Genomic DNA, 19,301 nt, shown 5'->3' with positions numbered 1-19,301 from the left:
CGCTCAGCGGGCGCGGCGGTCCACGTAGGCGACGACGCGGGCGAAGAGGGCGGCGGCGGCCGCGGGGTCGCCCTCGCCGCGCTCCTCGGCCGGCACGGCCCGCAGGAGGGGGCCGTCGGTCCCGGTGGGGGGCTCGCCCGCCGCCGCGGCGCAGGTCCGGGCCGCGGCGGCCACGTCGGCGGGTCGCAGCGACCACACCGCCTCGAACTCCCGGCGGGCGTCGGGCAGGCCGTCCTGCCCCGGCACCTCCCACGCCGACAGCACGACCGAGAGGTCCTCGGCGTCGCAGACGACCGCCCACTCGCCGTGCAGGGGCGAGTCGTCGGCGAGCGCCGCGCGCCGCACGGTCCCGGGCGCGGCGACCGGATCGCTCTCGGGGAAGTCCGCAAGCACGGTGGCCGACGCGCAGCGGCGCGCGAGGTCGCGCCAGCGGCCCCGCGACGCGGCGTAGAACTCCGCGCGCTGGAACGCGCCGTACAGCCGCGGTCGTCGCGCCTGGACGACGAACTCGTCCTCGATCGCCCACGACATGGCGACGAGGGTGTCCTTGCCGAGACGGTGGACCGGCAGGCCCGGGTTGCGGTGGCGCAGCTCGGCGAAGACGGAGGCGTCGGGGGGCGCCGCGCTGCGCCGCACGCGAGCCACCGCCTGCTCGAGGCGCAGGCCGGCGGCGCGTTGCTCCGCGACCCGGCGGACGAGCTCGACGTCGTCGGCGTGGTAGCGGCGGTGCCCGCTGGGCAGGCGCACGGCGACGGGGAAGCCGTGCCGCTGCTCCCACATCCGCAGCGTCGGGACGCTCACCCCGGTGGCGGCCGCCAGGTCGCCGATCGAGAGCGCGGCTGCCTGGGGGTTGCGTGCGGCTTGGACCATGGTGCCACCATACCTCCACAATGCGTTGACATCGTTGTTGACATTCCCGGAAGGAGCTCGGATGGACGAGCACCGCTGCGTCGGCCACGTCGGTGGTCTCGCCCTCGAGCTCGACGGGGACCGCGGCCCGGTACCCGCGCTGCTGCTCCGCGACGAGGCCGGCGGACTGGTCCTCCGCCTCGAGGACCCCTCGGCGTACCGGGGTCTCCGGGTGCGGCCGCAGGTCCGGCGGGCGAGCGCCCTCATGGCCGAGCGCGGCGTCGAGGTCCGCGTCGTCGCCGGCGAGCGCGAGGTGATGGTGCTCGGCGTCCCCTCGGCCCCGTGGTGGCACCGCGTGGTGACCGGTACGGCGCACGTCCGGCTCGGCGCGCGCCCCCGTCGCCGGCGCCCGGCGACCGGCGGGATGACCGGCGGGGCGCCGTCGGCGGCGCCCGTCCGGCCGGCCTTGAGGTGAAGTTGACCGCAACCAGCGGAGAAATCGAGACGCCGGGGGCCCGGCGGGTGCATAGTTGACCTCGAACCGCGGTGGAGACCCGAGACTCCACCGCGGTTCTTCATTTCCCCCGACCTCGCCGCGGTCCCCCGAGGACCGCCGCGGGGCCCGCCGCCCCGGGCGGCGCCGGACCGGGTCTACGGTTCGCCGGGTGAGCACAGCCGACGCCATCTCGCCCGACTCCGACCGGCCGTGGGGCGACGCGGGCGCTTGGCCCGTCGCCCCGGGCGTGCACCGCATCCCCCTCCCGCTGCCGAACGACGGCCTGCGCGCGGTCAACGTCTACGCGCTGGAGACCGTCGAGCCCGACGGCGCCCGCAGCCTGACCCTGGTCGACGGCGGCTGGGCCATCGAGGAGGCCGACGCGGCGCTGCGCTCGGCGCTCGCGACGATCGGCGCCGGCGTCGAGGACGTCCGCCGCTTCCTCGTCACCCACGTCCACCGCGACCACTACACGCAGGCCGTCGCGCTGCGTCGCACGACCGGGGCCGAGGTCGTCCTCGGCCGCGGCGAGCAGACGTCGCTGGCGCTCGCCGGCGACCCCGAGGGTGGCGTCCGGGCGGTCATGGCCGCCCACCTCGCCGACGCCGGCTCCGTGGAGGACGCCCGCCGCCTGCGCGCCGCCCCGTCCGAGGCCGACCACGACATCTGGGAGGCGCCCGACACGTGGCTCGACGGCGACGTGCGGCTGCAGGTCGGGGAGCGCGCGGTCGACGCGGTGCACACCCCCGGCCACACCAAGGGCCACTACGTCTTCGCCGACGCCGCCGCGGGACTGCTGCTCGCGGGCGACCACGTGCTGCCGACCATCACGCCGTCCATCGGCTTCGAGCCCGACACCCAGCTGGGCGCGCTGGCGGACTTCCTCGGCTCGCTCGCCAAGGTCCGGGCCCTGCCGGACCTGCGCCTGCTGCCCGCCCACGGGCCGGTGACCGCCTCCGCGCACGCCCGGGTCGACGAGCTGCTGGAGCACCACGAGCAGCGGCTGTCGCTCAGCCGTGCCCCGCTGGAGGCCGCCGGCACCGAGGGGCTCACCGCCCGCGACGTCGCCGCGCACCTGCCGTGGACCCGCCGCGCGCACGCCTTCGCCAGCCTCGACCCGTTCAACGGAGCGCTCGCGGTGATGGAGACCCGCGCGCACCTCGAGGTGCTCGTGGCCCGCGGCGAGGCGTCGGTACGGCGCGCCCCCGCCCCCGCGACCGGCCCCGGGACGGACCGCGTGACGGGCGAGCCGGCGCGCTACACGCTCGCCTGAGCCCCCGGCGTACCGCCCGGGCCGCCGCCCGTGCCCGGGCGCTCCATCGGCACGTGCGGGATGCCGTCCTCGAGGAACTCCGGGCCGGTGACCGCGTAGCCGAACCGGGCGTACCAGCCCGCCAGCGGCGCCTGCGCGTCGAGGTGCGAGGGGCGCTCGCCGACCACCTCCAGCGCGGCGGTCATCAGCGGGTCGGCGAGGCCGCGACCCCGCGCCGTACCCCGCAGGACGACCCGGCCGACGCGCGCCCGGTCGCCGTCGTCGAGCACCCGCACGTAGCCGAGGAGCACGTCGTCCTCGACGAGCAGCAGGTGGACGGTGCCCGGCTCGACGTCGCGGCCGTCGAGGTCGGGGTAGGGGCAGTCCTGCTCGACCACGAACACGTCCTGGCGCAGGCGCCAGACCTCGTAGGCCAGGCGCGGGGGGAGGTCGTCGAACGCGAGGCGCAGCACGGTCACGGCGGCACGCTCCCACACCGTGCGGCACCGGGCGGCCCCGGGCGGCCCGAGCCCCCGGGCCGGGGCGGGGGAGGCGCGACGTAGGGTGTCGGGCACACGACAGGGGAGCGCCTCACGGGCGCTGAGAGTGCGGATCCGCCGCAGACCCTCGAACCTGCTCCGGTTAGCACCGGCGAAGGGAGTCATCATGTTGCCGTCGCGCCATGCCGTCCGACGCTCGGGCCTCGCGGTCCTCGCCACCACCCTCCTCGCGCCCCTGGCGTCCTGCTCGCTCGTGGGCGGCGGGGACGACGAGGCCTCCGACGGGCGCGGGGAGGTCGTCCTGCTCACCCACTCCTCGTTCGTCCTGCCCGACGCGCTCGTCGAGGACTTCGAGGCCGATCACGACGTCGACCTCGTCGTGCGCCAGCCCGGTGACGCCGGTGCCGTCGTGACCGAGGTCAGCCTCAACCCGGACGACGCGGGCGCCGACGTCGTCTTCGGTGTCGACAACACGTTCGCGAGCCGCGTGCTGGAGGCCGACGCCCTCCTGCCGTACGACGGGGAGCTGCCGGCCGGCGCCGACGCCTTCGCCCTCGAGGGCGAGAACCGGCTCGTGCCCGTCGACACCGGCAACGTCTGCGTCAACGTCGACACGGCCTGGTTCGCCGAGCAGGGCATCCCGGAGCCGAAGACCCTCGAGGACCTGGCCGACCCGGCGTACGCGGGCCTGTTCGTCACCCCCGGCCCCGTCGACTCGAGCCCGGGCCTGGCGTTCCTCCTCGCCACCGTCGCCGAGTTCGGCGAGGACGGCTGGGAGGGCTACTGGGAGCGACTGCTCGCCAACGACGCCCTCGTGGTCGACGGCTGGACCGACGCCTACTACGGCGACTTCACGGCCGCCGGCGAGAACCCGACGCGCCCGATCGTCGTCTCCTACGACTCCTCGCCGGCCTTCACCCTCACCGAGGACGGCTCGGCGACGACCACCCGCGCGCTGCTCGACACCTGCTACACGCAGGTCGAGTACGCCGGCGTGCTGCGCGGCGCCGACCACGAGGACGTCGGTCGCGAGCTCGTCGACTGGCTGCTCTCGCCCGAGGTGCAGGCGGCGCTGCCGGAGAGCATGTACGTCTTCCCCGTCGCCGACGACGCCGAGCTGCCCGCCGACTGGGCGAGCTTCGCGGAGCGGCCCACCGCGCCGTACCAGCTCGAGGCGGACGTCGTCGCCGCCGGCCGCGAGGAGTGGATCGCCCGGTGGCGCGACCTCGCCGCGGGGTGAGGTCGGGCGCGGAGGCGGGTCGGTGACGGGCGCGGGGGCCGTCGCGTGAGGGCGCTGCGCCTGCTGGCGCTGGCGGCGCTGCCGCTGTCCGTCGTCGGCGTGTTCTTCGCCCTGCCCGTCGGCGCGATGGTGGCGCGCGGGCTGTTCGCCGACGGGTCGTTCGACCCGGGCGCCCTCCTCGACGTGCTCGGCCGCGAACGGACCGGCCGGATCCTGGGGTTCACCCTGTGGTCGGCCGCCTTCGGCACGGTGCTGTCCGTCGTGCTCGGGCTGCCCGCCGCCCACGTGCTGCACCGGCTCGACCTGCCCGGGGTGCGGGTCGCGCGCGGTCTGCTGCTGGTGCCGTTCGTGCTGCCGACGGTCGTCGTCGGGGCGGCGTTCCGGGCGCTGCTCGCCGACGGCGGCCCGCTGGGGTTCCTGGGGTGGGAGGGCTCGGCCGCTGCGATCGTCGCGGCGCTCGTGTTCTTCAACGTCTCGGTCGTGGTGCGGGTCGTCGGCGCCTCGTGGGCGACCCTCGACCCGCGCCCCGCCGAGGCGGCTGCGGCGCTCGGCGCGAGCCCGGCGCGCGTGCTCGCCACGGTCACGCTGCCGGCGCTGCGACCCGCGATCGTCTCCGCGGCGGCCGTGGTGTTCCTCTTCTGCTCCACCGCCTTCGGCGTCGTGCTCACCCTCGGCGGGCAGCGCCACGCCACGGTCGAGACGGAGATCTACCTGCTCACCCGGGCCTTCGACCTGCCGGCCGCCGCGTGCCTGTCGCTCGTGCAGGTGCTGGGCGTGGTCGCCCTGCTCGTGGTGCTCGGCCGGCTCCGGGCCGACGGGCCGGATGGCACCGCGGTCGGGCGGCGCCCGGTGGTCCCGCGGCGGCCGCGGCGCCCCGACGTACCCGCCGTGGTGGTGACCGCCCTCGTCGGCGTCGCCTCCGCCGTGCCGGTGCTCGCCCTCGTCGCCACGTCGCTGCGGGTGCGGGGGGAGTGGACGCTCGCGAACTACCGCGCGCTCACCGGCGTCGACGAGGACTCGCCGGTGCTCGTGCCCGTCACGCAGGCGCTGCGCAACTCGCTGCAGACCGCGGCCGACGCGACGTGGATGGCGCTGCTGCTGGGCGGGCTCGTCGCGGTCGTGCTGACGCGGCGCCCGCGGGGCCGCGGCGAGCGGGTGGTGCGCTCGGTGCTCGACGGGTTCTTCATGCTGCCCCTCGGGGTCTCGGCGGTCGTGCTGGGCTTCGGCCTGCTCGTCACCGTGGCCCGGCCTCCGTTTGCGCTGCGCGACGAACCGCTGCTCGTGCCGCTCGTGCAGGCGCTGGTCGCGCTGCCCCTCGTCGTGCGCACGCTCGTGCCGGTGCTCGCCGGCATCGACGACCGCCAGCGGCAGGCCGCCGCCTCGCTGGGGGCCTCGCCGGCCCGCACCCTGCTCGTCGTGGACCTCCCCGTCGCGTGGCGCCCGGTGCTCGCGGCCGGGGGGTTCGCCTTCGCGGCGTCGCTGGGCGAGTTCGGCGCCACGTCGTTCCTCGCCCGCCCCGACCACCCGACCCTGCCCGTCGTCGTCGCCCGGCTGCTGGGCACGCCGGGGGTCACGGGCGAGCAGTCCAACCCGGGCACCGCCATGGCGGGCGCCGTCGTGCTCGCCGCCACCGTCACCGTCGTCGTGCTGGCGGTCGAGCGCCTGCGCGTGCCCAGCACAGGAGCGCTGTGATGTCCCCGCACCCCGGCACCGGCCCCCGCACCGGTCTCGAGCTCGTCGGCGCCGGCGTGGAGTACGACGGCGCGCCAGCGCTGCGCGACGCCTCCCTGCACCTGCCGCGCGGCGAGGTGCTCGCGGTGCTCGGCCCCTCCGGCAGCGGCAAGTCGACGCTGCTGCGGGCGGTGGCCGGGCTCGAGGACCTCGCGAGCGGGTCGGTCGCCTTCGACGGCGAGGACCTCGCCGGCGTGCCGGTGCACCGGCGCTCCTTCGCGCTGATGTTCCAGGACGGCCAGCTCTTCGCCCACCTGAGCGTCGGGCGCAACGTCGCCTACCCGCTGCGCCTGCGCCGCACCCCGCGCCCGGCCGTGCGCGCCCGGGTCGCGGAGCTGCTCGAGCTCGTCGGCCTCGCCGGGTACGCCGACCGCCCGCCCGCCACGCTGTCGGGGGGCGAGCGCCAGCGCGTCGCGCTGGCCCGGGCGCTGGCCTGCGAGCCGCGGCTGCTGCTGCTCGACGAGCCCCTCTCGGCGCTCGACCGCGGGCTGCGCGAACGGCTGGCCGGCGACCTGCGGCGCATCCTCGTCGCGGCGGGCACGACCGCACTGCTCGTCACGCACGACGTCGACGAGGCGCTGGCGACCGCCGACCGACTGGCGCTGGTGCGCGGCGGCCGGGTGGTCCAGGAGGGGCCGGCGGCCGCCGTCGACGCGGCGCCGGTGGACGCCGACGCGGCCCGGCAGCTGGGCTACGCGCACGTGCTCGCCCCGGACGTGGCGGCCCGGGCGCTGGCCCCGGCCGGCGCGGGGGCGAGCGGGCGCGGGGGGCTGGCGGTCCGCCGTACGGGGTGGGAGGTGGTGGTGCCGGGCGGCCTCGCGGGCACCGTGACCGAGCAGCGGCGCACGGGCGCAGGCCCCCGCCTGGTCGTCGCCGTCCCCGGGGTCGGGGAGGTGGAGGCGCGGCTGCCGGGTACCGGGCCGGCGCCCGCGGCCGGGGCGCCGGTGCGCGTCGCGGTCGATCCGGCATCGACGGCCCCGATCGGCTGAGCCCCTACACTGCAGGGGTGTATCGCCGCGCCTACGTCCTGCTGATCGGGGTCGCAGCGACGATGGCGGTCCTGGCCTTCGTGACCGCCCTGTCGCTCGGCCGCAGCGTCATCGACCCCGAGGGCTTCCTCGGTCCGGGCTGGCTCCGGTTCCCCCTCCTGGTGGGCCTGGCGCTCCTCGCCGACCTCGTCCCGCGGTCGTTGTGGGGGGCGCGCGGCAACTTCTCGAAGGTCGTGCCGCTGATCAAGGAGCGCTGGCGCGAGCACTGGACGCGCGAGCGGTTCACGCTGGTGGCGCTGGGCATCGGGTGCTTCTACGTCACCTACGCCTGCTACCGGAACCTGAAGTCGTTCCTGCCCTTCGTGCTCGGCGAGCAGAAGTACGACGCGGAGCTGCACGCGCTCGACCGCATCCTCTTCCTCGGCAACGACCCGTCCGCGGTGCTGCACACCCTGTTCGGCTTCACCTGGTTCGAGCAGCTGATCTCGACCATCTACCTGTGGTACCTGCCGCTCGTGCCGGTGCTCGTGGCGATCTGGGTGATCTGGTCGCGCAACATCTCGTTCGGCTACTGGTTCGTGACGTCGCAGGTCATCGCCTGGTCGCTCGGCACGGCGACGTACTACATGCTCCCGGCGCTCGGCCCGAAGTTCGCGTTCCCGTGGCTCTACACCGACCTCGACTCCGGGGCCGCGGACCTGGCCGACTCGCTGTTCTACAGCCGCATCGACGTGTTGTGGGGCGGTGGCGAGGGCCTGCAGTCGACGGCGGCGTTCGCGAGCCTGCACACGGCCATCACGCTGCTGTGGGCGCTGATGGTGCAGTACACGGTGCGCAATCGCGTCCTGCACTGGGTGATGTGGGTGAACTTCGGCCTGACGATCATCGCGACGCTCTACTTCGGCTGGCACTACGTGGCCGACGACATCGCCGGCGCCATGATCGCGGTGGTCGCGTTCTACGTGGGCGGTGTGGCCAGCGGGCAACGGTTCGACAGACGCGGGCTGGGGAGCCACCCGACGACCACGACCTCCCGCATCCCGCTGACGCCCGACGGCAGCGACGCCGACGTCCGGGTCGAGGACCCGGCCGAGGCCGCTCCCGAGGCGTCGCGCCTCAGCCTCCGGAAGCGTCGTACTCCCGGGTAGGTTGGGGCGCATGGCCACCGACGCCGTCGTCTCCCCGCAGCCCGAGTCCGCCGCCGGCTCCGCCCCCGAGCCGTCCGCCGACGGGTACGTCCAGCCCGCACCCGACGCCGCCGCGCTCCAGCGCGTGCTCGACGGGCGCTATGCCGAGGTCCGTGACCTCGTGCGCCGCAACCTGGTCGACTACGCCGGCCTCCTCGAGGAGGCCGAGAGCCTGGACCGCGACGCGTTCCGCGACCGCGTGCTCGAGGTGGTGCTCGACATCGCCCGCACCGGCCAGACCGGCTTCGGGTTCCCGACGGAGTACGGCGGCGGTGGCGACATCGGCGCCTCCATCGCCGCCTTCGAGACCCTCGCCTACGGCGATCTGTCCGTGCTGGTGAAGGTGGGCGTGCAGTTCGGCCTGTTCGGCGGCGCCGTGCTGCAGCTCGGCACGAAGCGCCACCACGACGCCTACCTCGCCGGCATCATCGACGGCTCGATCCTGGGCTCCTTCGCGATGACGGAGTCCGGGCACGGGTCGAACGTGCAGGCGCTCGCCACCACCGCGACGTACGACGTGGCGACCGGCGAGTTCGTGATCGACACCCCCCACGACGCCGCCCGCAAGGACTACATCGGCAACGCCGCGCGGCACGCGGAGCTGGCGGTCGTCTTCGCGCAGCTGCACATCGGCGGCGAGAGCCAGGGCGTGCACGCGTTCGTCGTGCCGATCCGGGTGCGCGACGAGGACGGCGAGCTGGTGCCCGCGCCCGGCGTGCGGATCGAGGACTGCGGCCCGAAGATGGGGCTCGAGGGCGTCGACAACGGGCGCCTGTGGTTCTCTGGCGTGCGGATCCCGCGGGACAACCTGCTCGACCGGTTCGCCGAGGTCAACGCGGCCGGCGTCTACAGCTCGGCCATCGAGAGCCCCGGCCGGCGCTTCTTCACCACCATCGGCACCCTCGTGCAGGGCCGGGTCAGCGTGGGCGGCGCGGCCGTCAACGCGGCGAAGGTCGCGATGGTGCTCGCGGTGCGGTACGGCGAGCGGCGCCGCCAGTTCGAGGCCACCGGGTCATCCGAGGAGCTGCTCCTCGACTACGGCCTGCACCAGCGGCGCCTGCTGCCCCTGCTCGCCCGCACCTACGCGTTGCACTTCGCGCAGGAGGAGGTCGCGGGCCGGCTGCACGCCGTGTTCTCCGGCGAGGAGGACAGCGAGCGCTCGCGCCGGGCGCTGGAGTCCGAGGCCGCCGGCATGAAGGCGTTCGGCACGTGGCACGCGACGCGCACCATCCAGGAGTGTCGCGAGGCGTGCGGTGGTGCCGGCTACCTCTCCGCCAGCCGCTTCGCCGCCCTCAAGGCCGACACCGACGTGTTCACCACGTTCGAGGGCGACAACCACGTGCTGCTGCAGCTCGTGGCCAAGGGCCTGCTGACCGACTACGCGGGCGACTTCCAGGACGCCGACCAGTTCGAGATGGTGCGGCTCGTCGCGGGCCTGGCCCTCGACGAGGTCGTCAAGCGCACCCGCGCCCACCAGCTCTTCGAGCGCGTGCGGGACCTGCTGCCCGGCGGGGACGAGTGGGACTCCGAGGCCGGCCTGCGCGACCCGGCGTACCAGCTGGCGATGCTGCGCTACCGCGAGGAGCAGATCATCTCCTCGGCCGCGCGGCGCCTGAAGTCGGGCGTCGACGGCGGGCTCAACCCGGGTGCGGTCTTCTCGCGCGTGCAGCCCCACGTCATCGCGGCGGCGAAGGCCCACCAGGAGCGCGTCGTGCTCGAGGCGTTCCTGGCCAAGCTCGACGGCCTGCCCGACGGCGAGGAGAAGCGGGCGCTCGGGCTGCTCGCCGACCTGCACGCGCTGTCGGTCATCGAGGAGGACCGCGCGTGGTTCCTCGAGCACGGCCGGATGACCTCGACCCGGGCGAAGGCGATCACGCGGGAGGTCGACGACCTGTGCCGCAAGGTCCGCCCGCTCGCGCGGGTGCTCGTCGACGCGTTCGCGGTGCCCGAGGAGATCCTGCGGGCGCCCGACCTGCTGGGTCACGTCGTCGTGGCGGCCGAGCAGGGCCGGGGCGACGAGGCGGCGCACCACACTCTCGGCGAGACCGCGGAGCAGGTCGCGGAGCAGGCGTGAGGTCGTCGGGCCCCGTGCGTCCCGCGGTGGACGCCGTCGCGGGCGGGCTCCGGCGGGTCCGCGGGCTGCTCGGCGGCTGGGAGGGCGACCCCGCGTGGGCGCACGTCTACGCGTGGTCGGTGGACCACCCGGGCCCGGGCGCGGTGGGCTGGCGGGCCGCCGTCGGCTCCGACCTGCAGCTGCTGCTCGACGCGGCCGACGAGACCGGCACGCTCCCGGCCGGCTCGCGCGTGCTCGACGTGCCCTGCGGTTCCGGGGTGGCGCTGCGCGGGCTGCGCCCGGGGCAGGGGCTGGAGTACGTCGCGGCCGACATCGCCCCCGCGATGCTGGAGCGCACCCGGCGCACCGCCGCCGACCTCGGCGTCGCCGACCAGGTGACGTGCACGGAGGCGGACGTGGCGGCACTGCCGTTCACGGACGCGTCCTTCGACCGGGTGCTGAGCCTCACCGGGCTGCACTGCTTCCCCGACCCGGCGGCCGCGTTCGCCGAGATGGCGCGGGTGCTGCGCCCCGGAGGCGTGCTGCTGGGCAGCGCGCTGCTCACCGACACCGGGCTGCGCCACGAGCCGGTGCGGCGCATCGGCCGCCTCGCCGGGCTGCTGGGGCCGATGTGCTCGAGCGACGACGTACGGCGCTGGGCGACGGCGCACGGCGTACCCGACCTCGAGCTGCGCACCAGCGGGGCGTTGGCGTACTTCCGCGGCACCCGGGCGTAGCGCCCCGCGCGCTCGCCACGCCGATCGCCTGGAGCGCCGTCCCCCCGGCCCGTGTAACGCGGTGTCCGGGCGACTGCACACGTGGTCCTCGGCGTGCGCAGACGCCGGGACACCGCGTTACACGTCGGATGGCTCGTTCCCGCCCGGCGCTGGCCCACGGCGTACGGGGCTCATGGACGTCTGGTGCGGTGGTGGTGTCTGGTGCGGCGCCGGGGCGTCTGCGTCCGTGGTCGACCGCGTGTGGAGACGCCCGGACACCGCGTTACAGCGGGGAGGGGCGCCGGGTCACCAATGGTTGAAGCGGAAACCCGCCACTTCCGGGTGCGAACTTCCCACCGGAAGTGGCGGGTTCCCCGGTGCACCGGGGAACCCGCCACCCCGGCCGGATCAACCTGGTCAGTACGTGCTGCCGTTGTCCTTGAACCGCTGGTACGACGCCTCGATCTCCTTCTGCGCCTCCTCGGCGCCCACCCACTCGGCGCCCTCGACGGACTTGCCGGGCTCGAGGGCCTTGTAGACCTCGAAGAAGTGGCGGATCTCGAGCAGGTCGAACTTGGAGACGTCGCCGAGGTCCTTGAGGTGGTCGACGCGCGGGTCGCCGGCGGGCACGCACAGGACCTTGTCGTCGCCGCCGGCCTCGTCGGTCATGCGGAACATGCCGATGGCCCGGGCCTTGATGAGGCAGCCGGGGAAGGTCGGCACGGGGAGGATGACCATCGCGTCGAGCGGGTCGCCGTCCTGGCCGAGCGTGTCCTCGATGAAGCCGTAGTCGGCCGGGTACTGCGTCGAGGTGAAGAGCGTCCGGTCCAGGCGCAGACGACCACTGTGGTGGTCGACCTCGTACTTGTTGCGCTCGCCCTTGGGGATCTCCACCAGTACGTCGAACTCGAGCACGCTGTTGCCTTCCACGTCGCGGCCGCGCCGGCGCGGCCGATCTTGTCGGTCTCGATCTGCATAGTGTGCGGTACCCGCGGGGTCGCCGGGCCTGCACGGAACTCTAGGGGTGGGGCTGCAGCTGCGCCCGGCGCCAGCCCGGAGGCCGGGTTCGTCGACGTCGGCGGGCTCGCGCACAATGGCGCGGACCGATCGAGCTGAGGTGATCCTAGGTGGCCGTGGGACAGGGGCGCAGGCGGGGCAGCGGCCGGGGCCGACGGCTCCCGCTCGTGCTCGCGCTCGTCGTGGTCCTCCTGGCCGTCGCCGGCGCGGCCGCGTGGCGGCTCGACCTGCTCGACGGGGTGCTGGGCGACGACGGCTCCGGGGGGCCCGCCGCGGTCGCGCCGCCCGAGGGCCTCGACCTCCCGCCCCTGGCCGATCCCGACCCCCTCCTCACCCCCGTCACCGCCACCGCCGGCGCCGTCGACCCGCAGGCGGTGGCGGCGGCGATGGCGCCGTACCTCGCCGAGGCGGGCCTGGGTCCCCAGGTCATGGTCGGGGTGGCGCCGCTGGGGGAGGGCACGCCGTACCTGGCGGGCGCCGAGCGGGTCGTGCCCGCCTCCACCACCAAGCTGCTCACCGCCGTCGCCGCCCTCGAGGCGCTCGGCGGCGACCACCGCTTCACCACCCGCGTGGTCGACGGGGGCGCGTCCGACGCCGTCGCCGGGGTACGCCGCGTGGTGCTGGTCGGCGGCGGGGACCCGCTGCTGGCCCGGGAGCCGGTGCCCGCGGAGGACGCCGCGTCCACGTACCCGGCGCGCGCCTCGCTGCGCGACCTCGCCGACCGCACCGCCGCCGCGCTCGTCGCGGACGGCGTCACGAGCGTCGAGGTCGCCTACGACGCGTCCCTCTTCACCGGGCCCGCGATCAACCCGGCGTGGCCCGCTTCCTACGTGCCCGACGGGGTCGTGCCGCCGATCACGGCCCTGTGGGCCGACCGGGGGTACGTCGAGGACGAGGTGGTCGCCGACCCCGCCGCCGACGCCGCCGCGTGGTTCGCCCGGGCGCTGGTCGACGCCGGCGTGGAGGTCGTCGCCACGCCGGCCCCCGGCCTGGGCGGCAACGGCACGACGCTCGCCGAGGTCGACAGCACCCCCGTGGCGAACCTGGTCGAGCACCTCCTGGCCATCAGCGACAACGAGACGACCGAGGTGCTGGCCCACCACGTCGGTCTCCAGGTCGAGGGCGCGGGCACCTTCGAGGGCGGGGCGGCGGGAGTACGCCGCGTGCTCGCCGACCTCGGCGTCGACCTGGGCGCCGACGTGCTCCGCGACGGCAGCGGCCTGTCGCGCGAGAACCAGCTGAGCGCCACCACGCTCCTCGGGGTGCTGGGGGTCGCCGTCTCCTCGGAGCACCCGGAGCTGCGCGCCGCCGTCACCGGTCTGCCCGTCGCCGGGTTCAGCGGCTCGCTGGCGAACCGCTTCGACGACGCCGACCCCGCGGGCCTCGGCACGGTGCGCGCCAAGACGGGCACGCTCACCGGCGTGCAGGGTCTCGCCGGCGTGGTCGAGGACGCCACCGGCACGCCGCTCCGGTTCGTGGTCGTCGCCGACCGCGTCGACCTCCCCTCCACCCTCGACGCCCGCCAGGCGCTCGACCGCGCGGTCGCGGCGCTCGCCGCCTGCACCTGCTCGACGTCGGCGGCGGGCCCGGCGGCGACCCCGTCCACCGGCTCGACCGGCTCCGCCGGCGCCCCGGCGACCACGGGCTGAGCCCCCGGCTGAGCCCCCGGGCGGTCTTCGGCCCGCGCGTAGGGTCGCGGGCATGAGCTCCGCTGAGTCCTTCGGCCCCCCGGACCCGTCCGCGACGGGCGCGCCGGCCATCGACTGGGCGCTCGCAGCCCGCATCGGCGCCCGCCTGGCGCCGCCGGAGCCGGCCATCCCCGCCGAGTCCGTCGCCGAGACGGTCGAGGCGCTGCGGGCCGACGCCGAGCGCTCCTCGGGCCTGGTCCGCGAGTTCACCGGACTCCACGCCGTCGAGCACAGCGCCCCGGTGCTCGTGGTCGACCGCCGCCGCTGGATCGAGGCCAACACGCAGAGCTTCGGCGTGATGATGCAGCCGTTCGTCGACCAGCTGGCGCAGCGCCGCTCGGGCGGCCCGCAGGCGCCGGAGGTGCTGCGCCGCGCCGGCGCGGCGGTCGGCTCCCGCGTGACGGGCGCCGAGCTCGGTGCCCTGCTCGGGCTGCTGTCGGGCAAGGTGCTGGGCCAGTTCGACCCCTTCGCGCCCGCCGACGTCGCCCCCGACGGCCGGCTGCTCCTCGTCGCCCCCAACGTCTGGCAGGTCGCCGAGGAGATCGGCGCCCGCCACCGCGACTTCCGCCTGTGGGTCTGCCTGCACGAGGAGACCCACCGCGTGCAGTTCACCGCCGTGCCGTGGCTGCGCGACCACCTGCGCGCCCAGGTCGAGGCGCTCGCCGGCACCCTCGACCCCTCCGCCGTGCTGGGCGACGGCCTCTCGCGGGTCGTCGAGGCCGTGCGCGGCGGCGGGGGCGGCAGCATCGTCGACATGCTGAGCACCCCCGACCAGAAGGAGATCATCGACCGCGTCACGGGCGTGATGTCGCTGCTCGAGGGGCACGCGGACGTCGTCATGGACGGTGTCGGCCCCGGCGTCATCCCCACGGTGAAGCGCATCCGCCGCGCGTTCGAGCAGCGCCGCGACGGGGTCGGGCACCTCGACCGCCTGCTGCGCCGCCTGCTCGGCCTCGACGCCAAGATGGCGCAGTACCGCGACGGCGCCGCCTTCGTCCGCTCCGTCGTCGACCGCGTGGGCATGGACGACTTCAACGCCGTCTGGTCGGCGCCCGAGGCGCTCCCCTCCCGCTCCGAGATCGCCGACCCGGACGCCTGGGTCGCCCGCGTCCTCGCCTGAGCCGCAGGTCGTGACCCTGCCCCCCAGCCTCGCGGCGGTGCGCGGCGCCGTACGCCGGGAGCTCACCGCACCCGGTGCCGCCCCGCCGCCCGTCGTCGTCGTGGCCTGCAGCGGGGGAGCGGACTCGCTCGCGCTCCTCGCCGCCACCGTCTTCACCTGCTCCCGCGCCCGTGACGCCCTCGACACCCGGGTGGTCGGCGTCGTCGTCGACCACGGGCTGCAGGAGGGCTCCGCGGAGCACACGGCGCGCGTGGTCGAGCAGATGGCCGCGCTGGGCGCCGACGAGACCTTCTCCGCCCGGGTGCAGGTCTCCGCGGGCGGCCTGGGCGTGGAGGCCGCGGCCCGGGAGGCCCGCTACGCGGTGCTCGCCGAGGTCGCCCAGCGGGTCGACGCGCCGCTGGTGCTGCTGGGCCACACGCTCGACGACCAGGCCGAGACCGTGCTGCTGGGCCTGGCCCGCGGCTCGGGCGGGCGGTCGATCGCCGGGATGCGGCGCCGCTTCGAGGTCTTCGCCCGGCCCCTGCTCGACGTCACCCGCGCCGAGACCGAGGAGGCCTGCCGCGCCGAGGGGATCGCGTGGTGGGACGACCCGCACAACGACGACCCCCGGTTCCTGCGCTCGCGGGTGCGCCGCGCGGTGCTGCCGGTGCTCGAGGCCGAGCTCAACCCGCGCGTGCGCCACAACCTCGCCCGTACGGCGGACCTGCTGCAGGACGACCTCGCCGCCCTCGACGAGCTGGCGGCGGGGCTGCACCGCCAGGCGGTGCGGGGCACGGGGCTGGCCACCCAGGTCGACACGGCGGCCCTCCCGGGCGTGCCGCGCGCGCTCGTCACCCGCGTGCTGCGCCGGGCCGCGCTGGCCGCGGGCGCGTCGGACGCCGAGCTCTTCGCGGTGCACGTCGAGGCGCTCGACCGGCTCGCGTCCGGCCCCCGGGGCGCGTCCACCCCGCTGCCGGGCCACGTGACGGCGTACCGCGACGGCGCGCTCCTGCGCTTCCGGCCCACCCCGCCCGCCGACGCCTGACCGCGTGGCCGCACCGGCGACGGCTGTGGCAGGCTGCCTCCTCGTGGACGCCTCCTCCGTCGATGACGACCTGGTCAACATCCTCTTCACCGAGGAGCAGATCCTCGCCAAGCTCGACGAGATGGCCCGCCGGATCGAGGCGGACTACGCGGGGAAGGAGCTGCTGGTCGTCGGCGTCCTGCGGGGCGCGATCATGGTGATGGCCGACCTCTCCCGGGCGCTGGACCGCCACGTCGAGACCGACTGGATGGCCGTGTCGTCGTACGGCTCGGGCACCAAGTCGAGCGGCGTCGTGCGGATCCTCAAGGACCTCGACACCGACATCTCCGGCAAGCACGTGCTCGTCGTGGACGAGATCATCGACACCGGCCTGACCCTGAGCTGGCTGATCTCCAACCTCTCGAGCCGCGGCCCGGCCAGCGTCGAGATCGCGACGCTGCTGCGCAAGCCCGAGGCGCTGGCCATGCCGGTGACCCCGAAGTACGTCGGGTGGGACATCCCCAACGAGTTCGTCGTCGGCTACGGCCTCGACTACCAGGAGCGCTACCGCAACCTGCGGTGCATCGGCACGCTCGCCCCGCACGTCTACTCCTGACGCTCGTGGGTACGCCGCACCGCGCGGCCCCCGCGAGGTGGTTGGGCGGTGCTGCCAGAATTGCCGGAGCAGGGGCTCCGCCACGCGCCCGGGCCTGTAGCGTCGCTCCCTGAGTCCTCGATGCCGCGGCTGTGCCCGGTGTCCACCGTCGTACGTGGAAGAAGCCTGTGAAGCGTTTGTTCAAGGGGCCGTGGCTCTGGATCGTCCTGGCCGTCGTGGCCGTGCTGCTCGCCCTGCAGTTCCTCGCCCCCGGCGACGGCTCGGACGAGATCAGCACGTCGCGGATGGAGAAGTACATCGCGGACGGCGAGGTCTCCGAGATCACCTTCGTCGACGGTGAGCAGCGCATCGAGGCCACCCTCGACGACGACGTGGACCGCGAGGGCGGCCGCGAGGTCGTCTCCTACTACGTGCAGGGCCAGCAGGACGGCATCATCGAGGCCGTCGGCGAGCAGGTGGACGAGGGCACCATCGAGGAGTCGAACTCCGAGAACCCCCAGCCCAGCCTGCTCGGCTCGCTGCTGGTGAGCCTGCTGCCCTTCGTCATCATCCTGGCGCTGTTCATCTTCCTGATGAACCAGGTGCAGGGCGGCGGCGGTCGCGGTGTCATGCAGTTCGCCAAGTCCAAGGCGAAGCTCATCACCAAGGACATGCCGAAGACCACCTTCGCCGACGTCGCCGGCTGCGAGGAGGCGATCGAGGAGCTCGGCGAGATCAAGGAGTTCCTCTCCGAGCCCGCGAAGTTCCAGGCCGTGGGCGCCAAGATCCCCAAGGGCGTGCTGCTCTACGGCCCGCCCGGCACGGGCAAGACGCTGCTCGCGCGCGCCGTCGCCGGCGAGGCGGGCGTGCCGTTCTACTCCATCTCGGGCTCCGACTTCGTCGAGATGTTCGTGGGTGTCGGCGCGAGCCGCGTCCGCGACCTGTTCGAGCAGGCGAAGGAGAACGCCCCGGCCATCGTCTTCATCGACGAGATCGACGCCGTCGGTCGTCACCGCGGCGCCGGCATGGGCGGCGGCCACGACGAGCGCGAGCAGACGCTCAACCAGCTGCTCGTCGAGATGGACGGCTTCGACGTGCGCGGCGGGGTCATCCTCATCGCGGCCACGAACCGTCCCGACGTGCTCGACCCGGCCCTGCTGCGTCCCGGCCGCTTCGACCGCCAGATCCAGGTCGACGCCCCCGACCTCTCGGGCCGTCACCAGATCCTCAAGGTCCACTCGCGCGGCAAGCCGATGGCCGAGGGCATCGACCTGCTGCAGATCGCGCGTCGTACCCCCGGGTTCACGGGTGCCGACCTCGCCAACGTGCTCAACGAGGCCGCGCTGCTGACCGCGCGGTCGAACGAGAAGCTCATCACGCCCTCGGCGCTCGACGAGGCCATCGACCGCGTCATCGCGGGCCCGCAGCGACGCACCCGCCTGATGAACGAGCACGAGAAGCTCATCACCGCCTACCACGAGGGCGGCCACGCCCTGGTCGCCGCGGCGCTGCCGGGCACCGACCCCGTGCACAAGGTGACGATCCTGCCGCGCGGGCGGGCGCTGGGCTACACGATGGTGCTGCCCGACGAGGACAAGTACTCCCAGACCCGCAGCGAGATGCTCGACAAGCTCGCCTACATGCTGGGCGGGCGCGCCGCGGAGGAGATGATCTTCCACGACCCGACCACCGGCGCCGGGAACGACATCGAGAAGGCCACGAGCCTGGCCCGCGCGATGGTCACGCAGTACGGCATGACCGAGCGCCTCGGCGCCATCAAGCTGGGCGACTCCGGCGGCGAGCCGTTCCTGGGCCGCGACATGGGCCACCAGCGCAACTACTCCGAGGACGTCGCGGCGATGGTCGACGACGAGACGAAGAAGCTGCTGGCGACCGCGCACCAGGAGGCGTTCGACATCCTCGAGGAGAACCGCGACGTCCTCGACGCCCTGGTGCTCGCGCTCCTCGACAAGGAGACGCTCGACAAGGCGGAGATCGCCGCGATCTTCGAGGCGCTGCGCCGTCGTCCGGTCCGCCCGGCGTGGACCGGTTCGCCGACCCGCAACCCGTCCGCCATCCCGCCGGTCGAGATCCCCGAGGCGGTGCGCGAGCGCGCCCGCGCCGGCACGGTCGAGCTGGCCAAGGGCCCGCAGGGCGGCACCGTCATCACGCCCCCCGGCCCCGGCGGCGACATCCACGGCGGCACGCCCGGCCCGGGGGCCCCGTGACCGACCGCATCTCCGTGAGCGACCCCGGCGAGGTCCCGCCGTACGACCACGAGCGGGCCGAGGCGGCCGTGCGCGAGCTGCTCGCCGCCATCGGCGAGGACCCCGAGCGCGAGGGCCTGCGGGACACGCCGGCCCGGGTCGCCCGCGCGTACGCCGAGGTCACCGCCGGCCTGCGCCAGCGGCCGGAGGAGGTCCTCACCACCACCTTCGACATCGGCCACGACGAGATGGTCCTCGTGCGCGACATCGAGCTGTGGAGCATGTGCGAGCACCACCTCGTGCCCTTCACCGGGGTGGCCCACGTCGGCTACATCCCGTCGGCCGACGGGAAGATCACCGGGCTGTCGAAGCTGGCGCGCCTCGTCGACGTGTACGCCAAGCGCCCCCAGGTGCAGGAGCGGCTCACGACGCAGGTCGCCGACGCGCTCATGAGCATCCTCGAGCCGCGCGGCTGCATCGTCGTGATCGAGGCCGAGCACCTCTGCATGACGATGCGCGGCGTGCGCAAGGCGGGCGCCCGCACCCTCACCTCGGCCGTGCGCGGGATCATGCACAACCCCGCGACCCGCGCCGAGGCGATGGCGCTCATCCACAGCCCGCGTCGCTGAGGCCGCCCGTGAGCGTCCCCCGCCCGCCT

General features: G+C 74.9%; 17 protein-coding genes and 1 riboswitch. Of the genes, 14 read left to right on the top strand and 3 right to left on the bottom strand.

What is annotated here, in order from left to right; all coding sequences use genetic code 11:
• Positions 1-3: 3 nt before the first annotated feature.
• Entirely contained in the window at positions 4-870 is an 867-nt protein-coding gene (locus tag INN71_RS11550) for a DICT sensory domain-containing protein (protein ID WP_277499527.1), read from the bottom strand.
• A gap of 61 nt (positions 871-931) precedes the next feature.
• Here INN71_RS11550 and INN71_RS11545 point away from each other — a divergent pair, with 61 nt between their 5' ends.
• Positions 932-1,324: a hypothetical protein gene (locus INN71_RS11545; protein WP_277499528.1), complete on the top strand. Its 393-nt coding sequence runs from the start codon at positions 932-934 to the stop codon at positions 1,322-1,324.
• A 190-nt stretch (positions 1,325-1,514) separates the two neighbouring features.
• Entirely contained in the window at positions 1,515-2,618 is a 1,104-nt protein-coding gene (locus INN71_RS11540) for an MBL fold metallo-hydrolase (RefSeq protein ID WP_277499530.1), read from the top strand.
• On the opposite strand, the gene INN71_RS11535 is transcribed toward INN71_RS11540, so the two are convergent.
• Entirely contained in the window at positions 2,603-3,076 is a 474-nt protein-coding gene (locus tag INN71_RS11535; RefSeq protein WP_277499531.1) for a GNAT family N-acetyltransferase, read from the bottom strand. The two genes, INN71_RS11540 and INN71_RS11535, sit on opposite strands and share 16 nt — an antisense overlap.
• Positions 3,077-3,167: 91 nt before the next feature.
• Positions 3,168-3,274, top strand: a riboswitch (TPP riboswitch).
• On the opposite strand from INN71_RS11535, the gene INN71_RS11530 reads away from it, so the two are divergent.
• From INN71_RS11530 to INN71_RS11505, 6 genes are all read left to right on the top strand, one after another.
• Positions 3,264-4,337: a thiamine ABC transporter substrate binding subunit gene (locus tag INN71_RS11530; RefSeq protein WP_277499532.1), complete on the top strand. Its 1,074-nt coding sequence runs from the start codon at positions 3,264-3,266 to the stop codon at positions 4,335-4,337. (Overlaps the previous riboswitch by 11 nt.)
• Positions 4,338-4,382: 45 nt before the next feature.
• Positions 4,383-6,029 carry an iron ABC transporter permease gene (locus INN71_RS11525; protein ID WP_277499533.1) on the top strand — a complete coding sequence of 549 codons (1,647 nt, stop codon included), beginning with the start codon at positions 4,383-4,385 and terminating at the stop codon, positions 6,027-6,029.
• Positions 6,029-7,057 carry an ABC transporter ATP-binding protein gene (locus tag INN71_RS11520; RefSeq protein ID WP_301800437.1) on the top strand — a complete coding sequence of 343 codons (1,029 nt, stop codon included), beginning with the start codon at positions 6,029-6,031 and terminating at the stop codon, positions 7,055-7,057. The genes INN71_RS11525 and INN71_RS11520 overlap by 1 nt, the downstream gene beginning before the upstream one ends.
• Before the next feature lie 17 nt (positions 7,058-7,074).
• Positions 7,075-8,205, top strand: a complete 1,131-nt coding sequence (locus INN71_RS11515; protein WP_277499535.1) for a phosphatase PAP2 family protein — start codon at positions 7,075-7,077, stop codon at positions 8,203-8,205.
• 10 nt (positions 8,206-8,215) lie between these two features.
• Positions 8,216-10,318 (top strand): acyl-CoA dehydrogenase, encoded by a 2,103-nt coding sequence (locus INN71_RS11510; protein ID WP_277499536.1) that lies wholly within the window; start codon positions 8,216-8,218, stop codon positions 10,316-10,318.
• The gene (locus INN71_RS11505; RefSeq protein ID WP_277499537.1) at positions 10,315-11,034 is read left to right on the top strand and encodes a class I SAM-dependent methyltransferase; all 720 of its coding nucleotides are present in this window, start codon (positions 10,315-10,317) and stop codon (positions 11,032-11,034) included. Before INN71_RS11510 ends, INN71_RS11505 begins: the two co-directional genes overlap by 4 nt.
• 396 nt (positions 11,035-11,430) lie before the next feature.
• Here the strand turns inward: INN71_RS11505 and INN71_RS11500 are convergent, their stop codons facing one another.
• Positions 11,431-11,928: an inorganic diphosphatase gene (locus tag INN71_RS11500; RefSeq protein WP_277499538.1), complete on the bottom strand. Its 498-nt coding sequence runs from the start codon at positions 11,926-11,928 to the stop codon at positions 11,431-11,433.
• Positions 11,929-12,140: 212 nt separating this feature from the next.
• Between INN71_RS11500 and dacB the strand changes: the two genes are divergently transcribed.
• The 6 genes from dacB (at position 12,141) to folE (ending at position 19,272) form a co-directional block, all read left to right on the top strand.
• Positions 12,141-13,679, top strand: a complete 1,539-nt coding sequence (gene dacB, locus INN71_RS11495; RefSeq protein ID WP_277499539.1) for a D-alanyl-D-alanine carboxypeptidase/D-alanyl-D-alanine-endopeptidase — start codon at positions 12,141-12,143, stop codon at positions 13,677-13,679.
• A gap of 52 nt (positions 13,680-13,731) precedes the next feature.
• Positions 13,732-14,838, top strand: a complete 1,107-nt coding sequence (locus INN71_RS11490; protein ID WP_277499540.1) for a zinc-dependent metalloprotease — start codon at positions 13,732-13,734, stop codon at positions 14,836-14,838.
• A gap of 10 nt (positions 14,839-14,848) precedes the next feature.
• A complete protein-coding gene (gene tilS / locus INN71_RS11485; RefSeq protein ID WP_277499541.1) occupies positions 14,849-15,862 on the top strand; it encodes a tRNA lysidine(34) synthetase TilS in 1,014 nt (337 codons plus the stop codon).
• Between the two features lie 43 nt (positions 15,863-15,905).
• Positions 15,906-16,457 carry a hypoxanthine phosphoribosyltransferase gene (gene hpt, locus INN71_RS11480; RefSeq protein WP_277499542.1) on the top strand — a complete coding sequence of 184 codons (552 nt, stop codon included), beginning with the start codon at positions 15,906-15,908 and terminating at the stop codon, positions 16,455-16,457.
• Positions 16,458-16,624: 167 nt separating this feature from the next.
• Positions 16,625-18,664, top strand: coding sequence for an ATP-dependent zinc metalloprotease FtsH (ftsH, locus tag INN71_RS11475; protein ID WP_277499544.1), 2,040 nt, complete (start codon positions 16,625-16,627; stop codon positions 18,662-18,664).
• Positions 18,661-19,272, top strand: coding sequence for a GTP cyclohydrolase I FolE (gene folE / locus INN71_RS11470; protein ID WP_277499545.1), 612 nt, complete (start codon positions 18,661-18,663; stop codon positions 19,270-19,272). Before ftsH ends, folE begins: the two co-directional genes overlap by 4 nt.
• The last annotated feature ends 29 nt before the right edge of the window (positions 19,273-19,301 follow it).

Origin of the sequence: Nocardioides sp. ChNu-153 (assembly GCF_030466625.1) — a bacterium.
Classification (GTDB): Bacteria; Actinomycetota; Actinomycetes; order Propionibacteriales; family Nocardioidaceae; genus Nocardioides.
This window is presented reverse-complemented; position numbering and strand designations above follow the sequence as displayed.